This window comes from Streptomyces sp. NPDC055140, from assembly GCF_053607285.1.
This window is the reverse complement of sequence record NZ_JBSGTG010000005.1, coordinates 87,071-99,929: the sequence shown is the minus strand read 5'-3', so window position 1 is coordinate 99,929 and position 12,859 is coordinate 87,071. Positions and strand designations below refer to the sequence as shown.

General features: G+C 71.1%; 11 protein-coding genes. 5 read left to right on the top strand and 6 right to left on the bottom strand.

From position 1 onward, the window contains the following. Positions 1-20 precede the first annotated feature (20 nt). Together ACWFR4_RS12455 and ACWFR4_RS12450 are read left to right on the top strand one after the other, a co-directional pair. A complete protein-coding gene (locus tag ACWFR4_RS12455; protein ID WP_453462680.1) occupies positions 21-1,358 on the top strand; it encodes a glycosyltransferase in 1,338 nt (445 codons plus the stop codon). Further along, positions 1,355-3,589 carry an ArnT family glycosyltransferase gene (locus ACWFR4_RS12450; protein WP_453652239.1) on the top strand — a complete coding sequence of 745 codons (2,235 nt, stop codon included), beginning with the start codon at positions 1,355-1,357 and terminating at the stop codon, positions 3,587-3,589. The genes ACWFR4_RS12455 and ACWFR4_RS12450 overlap by 4 nt, the downstream gene beginning before the upstream one ends. 7 nt (positions 3,590-3,596) lie before the next feature. Here the strand turns inward: ACWFR4_RS12450 and ACWFR4_RS12445 are convergent, their stop codons facing one another. Continuing rightward, positions 3,597-4,451, bottom strand: a complete 855-nt coding sequence (locus ACWFR4_RS12445; protein ID WP_453462686.1) for an endonuclease/exonuclease/phosphatase family protein — start codon at positions 4,449-4,451, stop codon at positions 3,597-3,599. 138 nt (positions 4,452-4,589) lie between these two features. On the opposite strand from ACWFR4_RS12445, the gene ACWFR4_RS12440 reads away from it, so the two are divergent. Beyond that, positions 4,590-6,098 (top strand): MFS transporter, encoded by a 1,509-nt coding sequence (locus tag ACWFR4_RS12440; RefSeq protein ID WP_326712197.1) that lies wholly within the window; start codon positions 4,590-4,592, stop codon positions 6,096-6,098. A gap of 87 nt (positions 6,099-6,185) precedes the next feature. After that, a complete protein-coding gene (locus ACWFR4_RS12435) occupies positions 6,186-6,971 on the top strand; it encodes a TetR/AcrR family transcriptional regulator (RefSeq protein WP_453652237.1) in 786 nt (261 codons plus the stop codon). Between the two features lie 21 nt (positions 6,972-6,992). Here the strand turns inward: ACWFR4_RS12435 and ACWFR4_RS12430 are convergent, their stop codons facing one another. The 4 genes from ACWFR4_RS12430 to ACWFR4_RS12415 form a co-directional block, all read right to left on the bottom strand. Then, the gene (locus ACWFR4_RS12430; protein ID WP_453462691.1) at positions 6,993-7,454 is read right to left on the bottom strand and encodes a PPOX class F420-dependent oxidoreductase; all 462 of its coding nucleotides are present in this window, start codon (positions 7,452-7,454) and stop codon (positions 6,993-6,995) included. A gap of 46 nt (positions 7,455-7,500) precedes the next feature. After that, positions 7,501-8,319 carry a YceI family protein gene (locus ACWFR4_RS12425; protein ID WP_453462694.1) on the bottom strand — a complete coding sequence of 273 codons (819 nt, stop codon included), beginning with the start codon at positions 8,317-8,319 and terminating at the stop codon, positions 7,501-7,503. Between the two features lie 232 nt (positions 8,320-8,551). Further along, positions 8,552-11,086: an MFS transporter gene (locus ACWFR4_RS12420; RefSeq protein ID WP_453462695.1), complete on the bottom strand. Its 2,535-nt coding sequence runs from the start codon at positions 11,084-11,086 to the stop codon at positions 8,552-8,554. Between the two features lie 13 nt (positions 11,087-11,099). Continuing rightward, positions 11,100-11,594, bottom strand: coding sequence for a MarR family winged helix-turn-helix transcriptional regulator (locus ACWFR4_RS12415; protein ID WP_405479989.1), 495 nt, complete (start codon positions 11,592-11,594; stop codon positions 11,100-11,102). A gap of 174 nt (positions 11,595-11,768) precedes the next feature. Between ACWFR4_RS12415 and ACWFR4_RS12410 the strand changes: the two genes are divergently transcribed. Further along, positions 11,769-11,978 carry a hypothetical protein gene (locus ACWFR4_RS12410; protein ID WP_453462698.1) on the top strand — a complete coding sequence of 70 codons (210 nt, stop codon included), beginning with the start codon at positions 11,769-11,771 and terminating at the stop codon, positions 11,976-11,978. A 53-nt stretch (positions 11,979-12,031) separates the two neighbouring features. Here ACWFR4_RS12410 and ACWFR4_RS12405 read toward each other — a convergent pair whose 3' ends face one another. Beyond that, the gene (locus ACWFR4_RS12405) at positions 12,032-12,832 is read right to left on the bottom strand and encodes a hypothetical protein (protein ID WP_453652235.1); all 801 of its coding nucleotides are present in this window, start codon (positions 12,830-12,832) and stop codon (positions 12,032-12,034) included. Positions 12,833-12,859: the final 27 nt, after the last annotated feature.

Here is a 12,859-nt window from a genome sequence, read left to right as displayed (position 1 = left end):
AGTTGGCGAATGTCGGTGTCATGCGAACCGACTCTTCTCCGGGCACCGACCCCTCCCTGGGGGTGCTGCCGGCACGGGAGCACCTCCCGGCCGGCGTGGGCGATGCACCGGTTCTGGACGTAGTGATCCCGGTCTACAACGAGGAGCGGGACCTCGGTCCCTGTGTGCGCAGGCTGCATCAGCACCTCGTCGGGACCTTCCCCTACCGCTTCCGCATCACGATCGCGGACAACGCGTCCACGGACGCGACCCCGGACGTCGCCGCCGCCCTGGCGGCCGCGCTCCCCGAGGTCCGGCACGCCCGCCTGGAGCAGAAGGGCCGCGGGCGCGCCCTGCGCACCGTCTGGTCCGCGTCCGACGCGCCCGTCCTCGCCTACATGGACGTCGACCTGTCCACCGACCTCAACGCGCTGCTCCCGCTGGTCGCCCCGCTCATCTCGGGTCACTCGGACCTGGCGATCGGCTCGCGCCTCGCGCGCAGTTCACGTGTCGTGCGCGGGCCGAAGCGCGAGTTCATCTCCCGCGCCTACAACCTGATCCTGCGCGGCTCCCTCCAGGCCCGCTTCTCCGACGCCCAGTGCGGCTTCAAGGCGATCCGGCGCGATGTGGCGCGGGTCCTGCTGCCGCTCGTCGAGGACACCGGCTGGTTCTTCGACACCGAGATGCTCGTCCTCGCCGAGCGGGCCGGGCTGCGTATCCACGAGGTGCCGGTGGACTGGGTGGACGACCCGGACTCGACGGTGCACATCGTGAAGACGGCCACCGACGACCTCAAGGGCGTGTGGCGCGTGGGCCGGGCGCTCGCGGTCGGCGCGCTCCCCCTCGATCGGCTCGCCCGCCCCTTCGGCGACGATCCGCGCGACCGCCAGGTGCCGGGCGTGCCCCGGGGACTGGCCCGCCAGCTGGTCGGCTTCTGCGTCGTCGGCGTCCTGTCGACCCTCGTCTATCTGCTGCTCTACTCCGGATTCCGTACGTTCACGGGGTCGCAGGTCGCCAACGCGCTGGCCCTGCTCGTGTCGGCCGTCGCCAACACGGCCGCCAACCGGCGCCTCACCTTCGGCGTCCGCGGCCGCGACCGGGCCGTCCGCCACCAGGCGCAGGGCCTCGTCGTGTTCGCGATCGGGCTCGCCCTGACCAGCGGCTCGCTCGCCGCGCTCGGCGCCGCTTCCGCGGACCCGGCGCACTCCACGGAACTCGCGGTGCTCGTCGCCGCCAACCTCGCGGCGACGGTGCTGCGCTTCCTGCTCTTCCGCGCCTGGGTGTTCCCCGAGCCGCCCGCCGTCGCGTCGCTGCCCGTACCCGGTGCGCCGGACGCCTCCCGACCTACGTACGACCACGAACTGAGGACCGGACGATGACCCTGCCCCACCTCCCCGCCGACGCACCCGCGCTGCCACCGCCCCCGGCCGCACCGGCCGTTCAGGGCCAGGGCCACGGCCGCCCGAAGCAGCCCGCGCTCACCCGGGTGTGGCGCGGCCGGTCCGACGACCCGCGCTGGGCGCGCCCCGCGTTCCTCGGCCTGCTGCTCGTCGTGGCGCTCGCCTACCTGTGGAACCTGAGCGCCTCCGGCTACGCCAACTCCTTCTACTCCGCGGCCGTGCAGGCCGGGAGCCAGAGCTGGAAGGCGATGTTCTTCGGGTCGCTCGACTCGGCCAACGCCATCACCGTCGACAAGCCCCCGGCGTCGCTGTGGCCGATGGCGCTCTCGGTGCGGATCTTCGGCCTCAGCTCCTGGGCGATCCTCGTCCCGCAGGTCCTGATGGGCGTGGCGACGGCGGGCGTCCTGTACGCGGCCGTGCGGCGCCGGTTCAGCGCGGCGGCCGGGCTGCTCACCGTGGTGGCGTTCGCGCTCACGCCCGTCGCCGCCCTGATGTTCCGCTTCAACAACCCGGACGCCCTGCTGGCGCTCCTGATGACCGTCACGGTCTACTGCGTCCTGCGCGGCATGGAGAACGGCCGGACGAAGTGGCTGGTGTGGGCGGGCGTCGCCGTCGGCCTCGCGTTCCTCGCGAAGACCCTCCAGGCGTTCTTGATCCTCCCGCCGCTGGCCGTCCTGTACGCGGTGTTCGCGCCGGGCAGGCCGCTCAAGCGGATCGGACAGCTGTTGCTCTCCGGGCTCGCGATGGTCGTCGCGGGCGGCTGGTGGGTCGCGGTCGTGGAGCTGTGGCCCGCGTCCTCGCGGCCGTACATCGGCGGCTCCCAGAACAACTCGTTCCTTGAGCTGACCTTCGGCTACAACGGGCTCGGCCGGATCAACGGCGAGGAGACCGGCAGCGTCGGCGGCGGCGGTGGCGGCATGGGCGGCGGCAGCCAGTGGGGCGAGACCGGCATCGACCGGATGTTCAACTCCGAGATCGGCAGCCAGATCTCCTGGCTCCTGCCGGCCGCGCTGCTGCTGCTCGTCGCCGGTGTCGTCGTCACCTGGAAGGCGCGGCGCACCGACACGGCACGCGCCGCGTTCCTCGCGTGGGGCGGCTCGCTGGTGATGACCATGGTCGTCTTCAGCTTCATGGCGGGGATCTTCCACCAGTACTACACGGTGGCCCTCGCCCCCTACGCCGCCGCGCTCGTCGGCATGGGCGCGAGCGTGCTGTGGGAAGAGCGGGCCAGGTTCACGGCGTCCGCCGCGCTCGGCGTCACGGTGGCGGTGACGGCCGTGTGGTCGTACGTCCTGCTGAACCGGACGCCCGACTATGTGCCGTGGCTGCGCTGGGTGATCATCGTCGGCGGCGTCGCGGCGGGCCTCGGCATCGCCGTCGCGGGGCGGCTGAACCGTCAACTGGCGCTCGGCGCCGCCGGAGTGGGCCTTGTGGCCGCGCTGGCCGGGCCGACCGCGTACACCATCAGCACGCTCGACACCGGGCACAGCGGGTCGATCGTGACGGCCGGTCCTGCGGGGGCGAGCATGATGGGCGGCCGGGGCGGCGGCCCCGGTGGCGGCGAAGGCGGCATGCGCGGCGGGATGCAGCCGCCCGGTCAGGGCCAGCAGAACGGTCAGGGCCAGCAGAACGGCCAGGGCCAGCAGAACGGCCAGGGCGGGCAGGGCCAGCAGGGTGGCGGCATGGGCCAGCCCCCGACCGGCGGCATGCCCGGCCAGGGCCAGAACCAGGGCACAGGCAACGGCAAGCAGCAGGGCGGCACCGGCACCATGCCCGGTGGCACCGGCACCATGCCCGGCGGCGCGGCCATGGGTGAACGCGGTGGCGCGGGTGGCGGTGGAATGGGCGGGCTCCTCAACGGCGCCCAGGTCAGCGGGAAGGCCAAGGCCCTCGTCGAGAAGAACGCGGACGACTACACCTGGGCCGCCGCGGCCATCGGCTCGCAGAACGCGGCGAGCTACCAGCTCTCCACCGGCAAGCCCGTCATGGCGATCGGCGGCTTCAACGGAAGTGACCCGTCCCCGACACTCGCCCAGTTCAAGAGCTACGTCGAGGACGGGAAGATCCACTACTTCATCGGTGGCGGCATGGGCGGGATGGGTGGCGGCAGCGGCTCCGCCTCCAAGATCCAGTCCTGGGTCGAGAAGAACTACACGAAGGTCACCGTGGGCAGCGCGACCTTCTACGACCTGACACAGCCGAAGTCCTAGGCCTGCCCTAACTCCTGTTCAGCGAGAGATCGGCGACAACCGGGCGGTGGTCCGAGGCGAGAGTCTCGGCCACCGCCGCGTCGCGTACCCGGACGCCCCCGCCCACCGCGACGTAGTCGATCCGCTTGACCGGATCCGCGGCCGGGAAGGTGTACGCCCCCGGGTCGGCCGGTGTCAGCTCCTTCCACAGCGGGGCGAGTTCGGGGGCGCCCGGCTCCGCATTGAAGTCGCCGAGCAGGATCTGGCGGTCCTTGGGCGATGTGCGTTCCCCGGCCATGATCCTTCGGGTGTCGGCGACCTGCGCGGCCCGTACCGACGGGTCGGGCCGGTAGTCGAGGTGCGTCACGAAGACCTGGACCGGCACCCCGCGCACCTTCAGCTCGACCTCCCCGAAGCCGGGGGCGGGCGCCGGGACCGGGTTCGGGTCCTGCGTCGACAGGCGGGTGATCTCGTGGTTGACGGCGGCGCGGACCGGATACCGGGACAGGATCGCGACCCCGTACTCGCGGCGCGGCCCTCCCTCCTCGACCGGGTCGAGGCTGTAGATCGGCGCGAACGACGCATGCATCCCGAGCCGGTCCGCCAGCTCTTCGGCGAGATCCCGGTTCTGGCTGCGCGCGTCCCAGTGGACGTCGACCTCCTGGAGCCCGATGACGTCGGCGTGCAGGGCGCGCAGCGCCGCCTCCTGGCGGTCGAGATCGAAGACGTTGTCCATGCCTGAACCGGCGTGGATGTTGTACGTGGCGATGCGCAGCGGGACGGGCGGTGGCCCCCCGGCGGCCTGCGCTTGCGGCGCGGCGGCGAGTCCCCCCAACAGTCCGGCGGCGAGCAGAACTTGCGGTGTGCGGCGGTGCTTGGACATCCGACCCCTCACTCGTCAGGTTTCAGGCGGGAGAACGCTAGCGGGTGTCCGGCGCCGAAAAGTGACTTGGCCGCCGCACGGTGTCGGCTATACGGTGTACGACGCCACTCGACGTACACCGTATAGGGGAATCTGGACATGACGGCGACGACCGCCGAGAACTCAACGGCCGCCACCGGCGGCGGCCATCCGCAGCGCTGGCTGATCCTCGGCGTCATCTGTCTCGCCCAGCTCACCGTGCTGCTCGACAACACCGTCCTGAACGTGGCGATCCCCTCCCTCACCCGGGAGCTGGACGCCTCGACCTCCGACATCCAGTGGATGATCAACGCGTACTCGCTGGTCCAGTCGGGTCTCCTGCTCACCGCGGGCAGCTCGGCCGACCGCTACGGGCGCAAGAAGATGCTCGCGGCCGGGCTCGTCCTGTTCGGCGCCGGATCGCTGGTCGCCGGACTCGCCCAGTCCACCGGGCAGTTGATCGCCGCGCGCGCCGGCATGGGTGTCGGCGGCGCGCTTCTGATGACCACCACGCTCGCCGTCGTCGTGCAGATCTTCGACGACACGGAGCGCGTCAGGGCGATCGGCCTGTGGGCCACCGTGAACTCCCTCGGCTTCGCCGCGGGCCCGCTCATCGGCGGCGTCATGCTCGACCACTTCTGGTGGGGCGCGATCTTCCTGATCAACATCCCGGTCGCGGTGATCGGCCTGATCGCGGTCCTCGCGCTCGTCCCCGAGTCCAAGAACCCGCTCGGCGACCGGCCCGACCTGGTCGGCGCGCTCCTGTCCACGGTCGGTATGACGGGCGTGGTCTACGCGATCATCTCGGGTCCGCAGCACGGCTGGACGTCCGCGCACGTCGGCTTCTCCGCGCTGGTCGGCCTCGTGGTCCTGGCCGCGTTCGTAGTGTGGGAGCTGCGGATCCCGTACCCGATGCTGGACATGCACTTCTTCCGCAACCAGCAGTTCACCGGGGCCGTCGCCGGCGCGATCCTGGTCGCCTTCGGCATGGGCGGCTCGCTCTTCCTGCTCACCCAGCACCTCCAGTTCGTGCTCGGCTACGGGGCACTGGAGGCCGGTCTGCGCACGGCGCCCATGGCCCTGACGGTCGTCGTCCTCAACCTCACCGGCGTCGGCGCGCGCATCCTGCCGAAGCTCGGCACCCCCGCGACCATCGCCACCGGCATGTCGTGCCTCGCGGCCGGCCTCGCCGCGATCGCCCTGCTCGGCGGGGACTCGTACGGGGGCATGCTGCTCGGCCTCGTCGTGATGGGCGCGGGTATCTCCGTCGCCATGCCCGCCATGGCGAACGCCATCATGAGCGCGATCCCGCCGGAGAAGGCGGGCGTCGGTGCCGGGGTCAACGGCACGCTCGCCGAGTTCGGCAACGGTCTCGGTGTGGCCGTCCTCGGCGCCGTGCTGAACTCCCGGTTCGCCGCGCTCGTATCCGTCTCCGCGGCCTCGCTCCCGGCGGCGCTCGCCGCGGCGAAGTCGGGGGCGGAGCGGGAGCGGATCGCCGACGCCTTCTCCTCGGGCCTGGAGACCAGCCAGCTGGTCGGCGCGGTCGCCGTGCTCGTGGGCGGCCTCCTCGCCGCGGCGTTGCTCAGGAGGGCGGAGCGGGCAGACTCAGCGGTGAAGGCCGCGGCGTAGCTGCACTTAGCATCGGTGGTGGCGGACCGGGCCATTCCGGTCCGCTGCCGGAACCGGGCCGGCACGAGGACTTTGGGAAGGTGCGCCATGGCGAAGGCAGCCGACCGTGCGGAGCGTCCGGCGCGGACGAGCGTCTGGCTGGAGGGCAAGACGCCGCGTACCCGCAGGAGCGAGGCGCCCAGCACGCTCGACCGGGAGCGGATCACCGCGGCCACCGTGAAACTCCTCGATGCCGAGGGCCTCGCCAAGTTCTCGATGCGGCGCCTCGCGGCCGAGCTCGGTGTGACCGCGATGTCCGTCTACTGGTACGTCGACACCAAGGACGACCTCCTGGAGCTGGCCCTCGACCGCGTCTTCGGCGAGATGGAACTGCCCGAACCCGCGGCGCCGGGCGGCGACTGGCACACCCCGCTGAGGCAGCTCGCCGGGGTGTACCGCGCGAGCCTGGTACGCCACCCCTGGACCTCCCCGCTCACGGGCCACTTCCTCAACATCGGCCCGCACTCGCTGGCGTTCTCGCGCCAGGTGCAGCGCATCATCGAGGACACCGGCCTCAACCTGCAGGGCCAGCGGGGCGCGATCGCCGCCGTCTTCCAGTTCGTGTACGGGTACGGGACCATCGAGGGCCACTTCGTACAGCGCTGCGCGGACGCCGGGATGACCCAGGACGAGTACTACCACCACGCGATGGGCGCCTTCGGCGAACTGGCCCCGGAGATGGCCGAGGACTACGAGAACGCGCGGGCGCTGATGGCGGGCACCGAGGGCCACAAGGTGGAGGACATCCGCGAGGCCGACTTCCAGGTGGCGCTCGACCTGCTGGTGGCCGGCATCGACACGATGGTCACGGCCCAGCAGCAGCCGCCGCGCTAGAGCATGTGTCAGGCCGAGCGCTCAGGCCAAGTGCGCCGGGAACCCGCCGGTCGCCACGGGTCCCCACCGCTCGGGCGTGATCCGGATGATGGACTTGCCCTGCTTGAGCATCGCCGCGCGATACTCGTCCCAGTCCGGGTGTTCGCCCGAGATGTTGCGGAAGTACTCGACCAGCGGCTCGACCGACTCGGGAGAGTCGATGACCTCCGCGGTGCCGTCGATCTGCACCCACGGGCCGTTCCAGTCGTCGCTCAGGACGACCACGCTCACCCGCGGATTCCGCTTGGCGTTACGGGTCTTGGCGCGTTCGGGATAGGTGGAGACGACGATCCGCCCGGAGTCGTCGACCCCGCAGGTCAGGGGGGAGGCCTGCGGGGTTCCGTCGGCGCGGGCCGTCAGTAGGAGCGCGCGGTGGCGCGGACGGACGAAGTCGAGCAACTCGTCCAGGGAGACACGGGTGTTGGTCGCGATGCTGGGTGCCATGTCCAGCACCCTACGACGGTCAGCGGCGCCCGTGCTCGAACCCCGCTCACACCTGCGGCAGCGCGTCCCCCTGCACGGCCTGGATGTCGAGCTCCACCTTCAGCGTCGTGCCGATCGCGGAGATGCCCGCCTGGACGACCTGGTTGTAGTTCATCGCGAAGTCCTCGCGCTTCAGCGCGGTCGTCGCCCGGAACGCCGCCCGGGTGCCGCCCCACGGGTCCGCGCCCGTGCCGAGGTAGCTGAGGTCCAGGTCCACGGGCCGTACGACGCCGTGCAGCGTCAGCTCGCCGTGCACCGTCCAGCGGTCGGACCCGGCCGGCTCCAGGCCGGTCGAGCGGAACGTGATCTCCGGAAACGTCTCGACGTCCAGGAAGTCGGGCGTCTTCAGGTGCCCGTCCCGCATGCCGTTGCCCGTGTCGATGGAGGACGCCTTGATGACCGCCTCCACCCGCGACTTCTCCACGTCCTGGGCGATCTCGATCCGGCCGCCGAACTCCGTGAACCGGCCGTGCACGCTCGAGATGCCGAGGTGCTGTGCGACCGCGCCCACCGAGGAGTGCACCGGGTCGATCGTCCACGGTCCGGGCGGCGGCAGTTCCGCGCCGCCCTGCCGGGCGAGGACCACCGTGCCGACGTCGGCACGGCCGCTCGCCGTCACCATCGCCGTGGACGCCGTCGGCGCGTAACCGACGGCCGTCACGATCACCACGTACGGCCCCGGGGTCAGGGTCACCGCGTCGTGCACGGCCCCCTCGTCGTCGGCCTCGGCCCGCAGCACCTGCGCACCCGTCATGTCGGTCACCGTCACGACGGCGTGCGGCAGAGCCCATCCGTCCCTGGTACGGATCCGCGCGCTCAGTCCCATGCTTCTCCCTTGCGCCGAATACCGGCGCCGCTCTCGCGGACGTGGTCGCCCGCCGCTGGGGCCCTCAATTGATGGCTGAGGCCCCTTGGTCGATGGCCCGTAAACGGGCCGGACCCCGGTCCGGTGGCGGCCGGCCGTCCCCTGCCGTAGTGCCGCCACCGGTTCCGGGGTCCTTTTCCCACTACCGGGCGGGGGCGCGTCTCCGCTCGAAGCGCGCCCCTGCCCGGGGTCGTCACTCGCCGGGGTGGGCGAGCGTGATGTCGTGGCCCTCGGCGCCGCCGCCGTTGACCGTCAGACCGGTGGCCACCGGCGGGTAGCCGGTCGCGATGACCGTGTACTCGCCGCTGTCCAGGTCGGTGAAGGCGTACGCGCCGTCGTGACCGGTCGTCGCCGTGGCGACCACGTTGCCCGCCGCGTCGACGAGCGTCACCCGCGCGTCGTTCAGCGGACCGCCCGAGGCCTGGACCACACCGGCGACCTGCGCACCGGAGTGCAGCCCGATCTCGACCCGGGTGACCCCGGTGCCGCCGACCTCGACGGGCAGCGCGAGCGGACGGTGACCTGCCGCGGTGACCGCCACGGTCACCGCACCCGGGACCAGCTCGGCGAAGGTGAACTCGCCCTGCTCGCCGGAGAGTCCGGTGGCGAGGACGTCACCGCGGACGTCGGTCACGATGACCATGGCGCCGGGAACCGGCAGCTTGCTGTCCACGGACTTCACGACGCCGCTCAGGCCGCTGGTGCCGCTGAGCAGGATGTCGTACGCGACCGGCTCCTCACCGACGACGACCGTGGAGGCCTGCGGCTGGTAGCCGTCGGCCGAGGCGATCAGGACGTACGAACCCGCGCCGGGGGCGTCGAGGCCGTAGGCGCCGTCGCCCTGGGAGACCGCGCGGCCCAGCTGGCGTCCGCCGAGCGAGATCAGCGTGACCGCGGCCCGCGGGACCGGGGCGCTCTCGGAGCCGCGGACGAACCCGCGGACCGGGGTTCCGCCACCGGTGGACGCCGTTGCAGGGACGCTGCCCGCCGTCGTGGCGACCGCCTGGAGGCGCTGGGTCGCGCCGTCCGAGGTGGGCTCGGAGACCGCGGCGGCCATGGCCGGAACCAGCTCCTCCGCCTGGGGAGCGCCGGCACCCGCGACCGCAGGCACGTCAGCCTCGGCCTCGGCGGCCGGAACAGTCTGGGAGTTCGACGTACGCAGCGGAATCTCCTTGATGAACAGCGTGGCGATGAGCGCGAGCAGCGCGATCGGAGCGGCGATCAGGAACACGTCCGCGATGCCGTGCCCGTACGAGCTCTCCATGATCGTGCGCAGCGGCGCGGGGAGCTTGTCCAGGTCCGGGATGGCGCCGCCGCCGGTGCCGCCGTGGCCCAGGGCAGCGCCCTTGGGGCCGAGGTCGGCGAGGCCGTCCTTGACGTAGTGCGTGATGCGCGTGGCCATGATCGAACCGAGCGCCGAGACACCCATCGCACCACCGAGGGAGCGGAAGAAGGTGACCGTGGAGCTGGCCGAACCGATGTCCTCCGGAGCGACCTGGTTCTGGGTGCAGAGCACGAGGTTCTGCATCATCATGCCGATGCCGAGACCCATGAGCGCCATGAAGATCGCGACGTGCCAGTACGGGGTGTCGTAGCGGATCGTGCCGAGCAGTCCGAGGCCCGCCGTGATGAGCACGCCGCCGGAGACCAGCCACGCCTTCCACTTGCCGGTCTTGGTGATGATCTGGCCCGCGACGGTCGACGAGATGAACAGGCCGCCGATCATCGGGATCGTCATGACACCGGACATCGTCGGCGACTTGCCGCGCGCCAGCTGGAAGTACTGCGAGAAGAACACGGTGCCCGTGAACATCGCGACACCCACGAAGAGCGAGGCGATCGAGGCGAGCGTGATGGTGCGGTTACGGAAGAGCCGCAGCGGGATGATCGGCTCCGCGGCCTTGGTCTCCACGAAGATGAAGACCAGCGCGAGGACGACGGCGCCGCCCACCATCGCGCCGGTCTGCCAGGAGAGCCAGTCGTACTTGTCGTCGGCGAAGGTCACCCACAGGAGCAGGGTGCAGACCGCGGCGGTGATGAAGAAGGCACCGGCCCAGTCGACCTTCACGTTCTCCCGCTTGACCGTGGGGAGCTTCAGCGTCTTCTGCAGGACGATGAGCGCGATGATCGCGAACGGCACACCGACGTAGAAGCACCAGCGCCAGCCGAGCCACGAGGTGTCGGTGATGACACCGCCGAGCAGCGGGCCGCCGACGGTGGCGACGGCGAAGGTCGCACCGAGGTAGCCGGAGTAACGGCCCCGCTCACGCGGGGAGATCATCGCGGCCATGACGATCTGCGCGAGGGCGGACAGACCGCCGACGCCGATGCCCTGCACCACGCGGCAGGCGATCAGCATGGTCGGGCTCTGCGAGAGACCGGCCACGACCGAGCCGCCCACGTAGATGATCAGGGCTATCTGTACGAGCGCCTTCTTGCTGAAGATGTCGGCGAGCTTGCCCCACAGGGGCGTCGTCGCGGTCATCGCGAGCAGCGAGGCGGTGACGACCCAGGTGTAGGCGGACTGGCCGCCGCCCAGGTCGCCGACGATCTCGGGAAGCGCGTTGGTGACGATCGTCGACGACAGGATCGCGACGAACATGCCGAGCAGCAGCCCGGACAGCGCCTCCATGATCTGCTTGTGTGTCATCGGAGCGCCGCTGCCGGGGGCTGCGCCTCCATGCTTGGCGTGGCTGCCCCGCACACCTGCCGGTGTGGTTGTTGCCATGGGGTTCCTTTACTTAAGCGGGTGTACGGGTGGTCTCTTCGGTGGCATCCGGAAGTGCCTGCGCGAGTCGCGGTGTGTATCGACAGTCGCCGAAGCTGTCGCGGAGCCGGCTCATCATCGCGATCAGCTGCCCGACTTCGTCGTCGGACCAGTCGCTCAACCGGTAGGCGAGCAGTTCGGTCGACCGCTCGGAGAGCAGTTCGATCTGCTTCACACCCTGTTCGGTGAGGCTGAGGATGCGGGAGCGCTTGTCCGCGGGGTCGGGCGACCGGTCGATCCAGCCGCGTTCGGCGACGTGCGCCACGTGGCGGCTGGTCACGGACATGTCTACGGCGAGCAGTTCCGCCAGGCGGCTCATCCGCATCTCGCCGTACCGGCCGAGGAGCATGAGAACCGCGGCCGAACCGGCCGGACAGTCGTGCGGCAGGGACCGCTGGAGGTCTCGTTTGACGGCACCGAAGGCACTGAACTGTCGGGCGAGCTCTTCGTACTGACTCTGCTCGGCCACGGCACCTCCTACGTTCGTTGCTTAGGGCAACCATAGAGACAGTTGGTTGCCGCAGGCAAACGAAAAGGGGTGTACAAGCCTAAAAACCCGGTAAAGGGGAGGGGTTGCACATGTAAAGCCGCAGCTCAGCATGGGTGTGGCGTCGCCCGCACGTATTCGCTAGGGTCCTTCCCCATGGCACACAACCCCCAGGGCCCGGCCCCCGAAGGCAACTACGACCCCGCGGGGAGCACCCAGATGTTCCGCGCCTTCGTCGACGAACCGGCCTCGCAGTCGCGCCAGCAGGCCGCCCCGGCGAAGTCGGGACCCGGCGCCGGACTGATCGTCGGCATCGTGCTCGCCGTCGTCATCGTGGCCGGCGTGGCCTGGCTGGCCCTCAAGTAGATAGCTGCGGCTCTCGCCGGAGAGCCGCCCACTTCCCTTTACCGGAGAGTCGCTCACTTCCATTTGACGGAGACGTCCCGCGTCTCCACGTGCATGCCGAGCGGCACCCGCCAGGCGTCGACACACACCGTCCAGGTCTTCTTCTTCCGCTTCCCCGCGTCGATCGGCACGGGGAGGTCCTGGGTGGACTCGACGGTCGCCCAGTCGATCCCGAGGGCGCCGATGATGTGCGTCCCGAACGTCACCGTGCCCGAACGCACCGCGGCGCCACCGGTGTTGACCATGTTCAGGGTCACGTCCTCGCACCACCGCTTGTCCGCGGCCTTGCGCTCCGGGTCCCCGACCTTCAGGGCGGCGGGCCCGCTCGGAGCGCCGGTGCCGGGGGCGGACGGTGTGGTCGTGGCCCCGCCGCCGGAGCCACCGCCGCCGGACCCGCCCGCGCCGGTGGACGGCTGCCCGGACCCGTCGGGTCCTGATGTGTCGGGTGTCCCGGAGCTGCTGCCCGTACGCGCTTCTGCTCCCGCCCCGGCGCCCGCATCCCCTGAACTGCCGCCGTCACCAGGGGACTTGTCGCCACCACCACTGCCTGCGCCGCTGCCCGACCCTGTCCCGGACTCCGACGGGCCCGGCGGATCCGAGGCGGCCCCGTCCAGCGGCACCAGCTCCACGTCACCGGTCGGCGCCACCGTACGGCCCGGCGTCCTGTCGGGTGTGGCGCCGGCCGCGCCGACCGCCACATAACCGTCCCCGCCGCCGGAACTCCCGCACGCCGCAAGGAGACCGCCCAGGCAGACCACGGCCGCCGTCGCGCCCGTCAGGGCGCCTCGGCGGCCGCGTATCGATCCTCGTCGCATCGCGCCAGTTTGTCTGACGGTCCGTCA

Coding starts and splice junctions, on each gene's coding strand:
- ACWFR4_RS12455 (WP_453462680.1), top strand. CDS start 21: ATGCGAACCGACTCTTCTCCGGGCACCGACCCCTCCCTGGGGGTGCTG.
- ACWFR4_RS12450 (WP_453652239.1), top strand. CDS start 1,355: ATGACCCTGCCCCACCTCCCCGCCGACGCACCCGCGCTGCCACCGCCC.
- ACWFR4_RS12445 (WP_453462686.1), bottom strand. CDS start 4,451: ATGTCCAAGCACCGCCGCACACCGCAAGTTCTGCTCGCCGCCGGACTG.
- ACWFR4_RS12440 (WP_326712197.1), top strand. CDS start 4,590: ATGACGGCGACGACCGCCGAGAACTCAACGGCCGCCACCGGCGGCGGC.
- ACWFR4_RS12435 (WP_453652237.1), top strand. CDS start 6,186: ATGGCGAAGGCAGCCGACCGTGCGGAGCGTCCGGCGCGGACGAGCGTC.
- ACWFR4_RS12430 (WP_453462691.1), bottom strand. CDS start 7,454: ATGGCACCCAGCATCGCGACCAACACCCGTGTCTCCCTGGACGAGTTG.
- ACWFR4_RS12425 (WP_453462694.1), bottom strand. CDS start 8,319: ATGGGACTGAGCGCGCGGATCCGTACCAGGGACGGATGGGCTCTGCCG.
- ACWFR4_RS12420 (WP_453462695.1), bottom strand. CDS start 11,086: ATGGCAACAACCACACCGGCAGGTGTGCGGGGCAGCCACGCCAAGCAT.
- ACWFR4_RS12410 (WP_453462698.1), top strand. CDS start 11,769: ATGGCACACAACCCCCAGGGCCCGGCCCCCGAAGGCAACTACGACCCC.
- ACWFR4_RS12405 (WP_453652235.1), bottom strand. CDS start 12,832: ATGCGACGAGGATCGATACGCGGCCGCCGAGGCGCCCTGACGGGCGCG.